The sequence below is a fragment of the Terriglobales bacterium genome (assembly GCA_035937135.1).
Lineage (GTDB): Bacteria > Acidobacteriota > Terriglobia > Terriglobales > Acidobacteriaceae > DASYVL01.
Map to the genome: position 1 here is coordinate 1 of DASYVL010000031.1, position 2,776 is coordinate 2,776.

The window sequence follows — 2,776 nt, forward strand, 5'->3', positions numbered from 1 at the left end:
GCGTACACCATCGCGGCGCAATCCCGACCCGAATCCCATCCTTCGAAGCTAGCGGCTGGCAGGCTTCTGCTGCCAGGGCTCTTCGCTGGACTGGGCGGCGAACACCGCCATGCGCCACTCGCCCGCCTCCTGGCGCTGCCACACCACGAGATATCTTCCCTGATCGAGTTTCTTCGAGCCATCCTCCTGCGGCAGCTGGATGGAGTAGTGCCCCACGTCGTAGGCCAGGTTCCCGGCGCGCTGGATGAAGTCAATGCGCAAGGTGAAATCGGTCGCGCCCTGGCGCATGGGCTCGCGCAGGTACTCCCGGATGTTCTTCCGTCCGTGGATGGGACTGGCGTGCGCGGGCAGGTAGAGGGCGTCGTTGGTGTAGAGGTCCACCACCTTGTCCAGCTGGCCGGAGTTCCACAGGGTGGTCCACTCCTCGCTCAGCCGGTAGATGGCGACTTCCACATCCTCGTCGTTCGCGGTGGTGCGAATGGGAGCCATGGCTGCGCCACGGGGGAGGAAATCGCGCCTAGCATAGAACGATTCCCCCGGCGGCGCAATCTCTTGTAGTCGCTGGACTTTGGTCACCTGTCCCGCACCAAAGACCGGGGGCGGGGGCTACAAAGGGACACCTCGCATCCCTTCACCTCCGGCTGCAAGTGGTTGCAAGAAAACGCTTTGTCGTTTCCGGAATTGCCCCTATACTGACCCGGCATTCCCACTCTAGGTAGGAGGAACTAACAACATGAAGAACCTTTTCCGCATTGTGACCGCCACGCTGTTGCTGGCGGCCTGCGTCGCGGCCGCTGCTCCGGCCACCACCAAGGCTCAGATGGGCCTTCAGGAAGGCCCTTCGCCGGTGCCGCTGTGCGACCCCAGGAACCCCAAGTGCCCGATGCCGGTCTCTCCGACGGCTCCAGCCCAAAAGTAGGGGGGGCTCAAACTAGGGCTTGACAGGAGGTAGGGCGGAAGGACTATGCTTTGCGCCCTGCATCCGCATATGGCCCTGGTGCTACTAAAATACGCGCTCTGGATGGGCGGCTGGGCGTTTTCGCTCGCCGTGGTCCTTACCATGGTACGGCGCAAGCTGCAGCCGGAGTTCCCATTCTTTTTCTCCTACGCCGCCTTCCAGGCGGTGTCGGCGCCGCTGCTGTTCGCGCTCCACCAGCGCGGCGTGTACGCGGACTACTTCTACGCCTACTGGGTCACGAGCGCGCTGGGCATCGGCCTGGGTGTGACTGTGCTGTACGAGGTTTTCTTCCACGCCTTCCGCCCCTACGCGGCTCTGCGCGGGCTGGGCTCCATGATCTTCCGCTGGGCGGCGCTGGTGCTGCTGCTGGTGGCGGTGATCACCGCGCTTTCCGCGCCCGCCGGCCAGAGCCCGCTCATTACCGCCATCTTGAGCCTGGAGCGCAGCATCCGCATGATGCAGTGCGGCCTGCTGATCCTCATGCTCTTCTTCTCGCCGCAGCTCGGACTCTCCTGGCGCAGCCACCTATTCGGCATCGCCGCCGGCTTCGGCGGCTACGCCGCCGTCAGCCTCACCCTGGTCTCGTTGCGGGCGCAGCTCGGAGTGCCCGGCGACTCCGCCTATACCCTCATCAGCAGCGGCGCCTACACCTTCGCAGCGCTGCTGTGGTTCGCCTACCTGCTGGCCCCCGAGCCGGCGCGCCAGGCGGTGCGCGTGCAGCTCGTCCCTGACAGTTGGGACTTCGCCCTGCAGGGCATCGGCCGCACCCAGCCTCCCGAGAGCTTCCTCTCCAACATGGAGAAGACCGTGGACCGCGTCCTCAACGAGGCCAACGGCAAGAACGGCAAGCAGTAGCTTCTTTTGCCGCGGATCGGCGCGGATGCCCGGATTCGCCCCTCGCCGCTCTCCACTGCTTCCCGCTACAATCCCCCGCCATGACTGCCAAAGCCGGTTACTCCACCCCGTCGCTGCACGTGGCCGACGTCGCCCGCTCGCTGCGCTTCTACGAGCTGCTGGGATTCGAGACGATTGATACGGACGGCGAGGGCGGCCGGCCTCCCACCTGGGCGCGGATGCATTGCGAGGGCGGCGCGCTCATGTTCCTGAAGACAGAGGTAGAGGAGAGGGTCCCGCTCCCCGGCTCCGGACCTGATCGCTTCCTGCTCTACATGTACACCCCCGACCCGCCGGGCCTGCGCGACCACCTCGTGGCCGGGGGCGTGGAGGTCCCGCCCATCCAGTATCCCGAGTACATGTCGAGCGGCGAGATCATGCTTAAGGACCCGGACGGCCATGTGGTCCTGGTGGGACACTGGGGAAAGCCCGAGCACGAGGCCTGGGAGAAGCGGCTGGGCGAGAAGAAGAAGTCGGCACCGGGGACATGATCCTGCCCCCCCCGAGGTTGCAGCGGATTCTATGGGATCAGCAAGGCAATTCCGGCTTTTTGAAGTTGGCTAAAAGCGCTCGGCAGGTTCGAATATGCCAAGTCTATTCTCTGCGTATCGTATGAATTCGGTAAATTCATATGTCCCACAAGATTGCGCGGGAGGCGAATGCTCTCAAGCCGCACAATCCACTCATCAACGTCCGCGAGTACATGTATAAATTCGGTTCGGTACGTCGCGACTAAGCGGGTCAAATCTGACAGAAACAACAAATAGATGTCGTGCCTTCCGGGAGACGCGTGTGCAGGTCTAGCGAGATACTGGCTTCTGAGCCCCGCCAGGTTCGCTTGCCGCTTTGGCCCTACCGCAAGGGGCCACCAGTTTGGGTCAACCTGTACAGACAATACCGAATTTATGATGACTCTAAATGAGT

At 63.3% G+C, this 2,776-nt stretch carries 4 protein-coding genes; 3 read left to right on the top strand and 1 reads right to left on the bottom strand.

The genetic code is table 11. The features are described 5' to 3' along the window. Nucleotides 1-48: 48 nt before the first annotated feature. Nucleotides 49-489 (bottom strand): SgcJ/EcaC family oxidoreductase, encoded by a 441-nt coding sequence (locus VGQ94_01515; GenBank protein HEV2021185.1) that lies wholly within the window; start codon nucleotides 487-489, stop codon nucleotides 49-51. A gap of 244 nt (nucleotides 490-733) precedes the next feature. On the opposite strand from VGQ94_01515, the gene VGQ94_01520 reads away from it, so the two are divergent. The 3 genes from VGQ94_01520 (at nucleotide 734) to VGQ94_01530 (ending at nucleotide 2,343) form a co-directional block, all read left to right on the top strand. Then, nucleotides 734-919, top strand: a complete 186-nt coding sequence (locus tag VGQ94_01520; protein HEV2021186.1) for a hypothetical protein — start codon at nucleotides 734-736, stop codon at nucleotides 917-919. A 45-nt stretch (nucleotides 920-964) separates the two neighbouring features. Then, nucleotides 965-1,813, top strand: coding sequence for a hypothetical protein (locus VGQ94_01525; protein ID HEV2021187.1), 849 nt, complete (start codon nucleotides 965-967; stop codon nucleotides 1,811-1,813). An 80-nt stretch (nucleotides 1,814-1,893) separates the two neighbouring features. Next, nucleotides 1,894-2,343 (top strand): VOC family protein, encoded by a 450-nt coding sequence (locus VGQ94_01530; protein ID HEV2021188.1) that lies wholly within the window; start codon nucleotides 1,894-1,896, stop codon nucleotides 2,341-2,343. The last annotated feature ends 433 nt before the right edge of the window (nucleotides 2,344-2,776 follow it).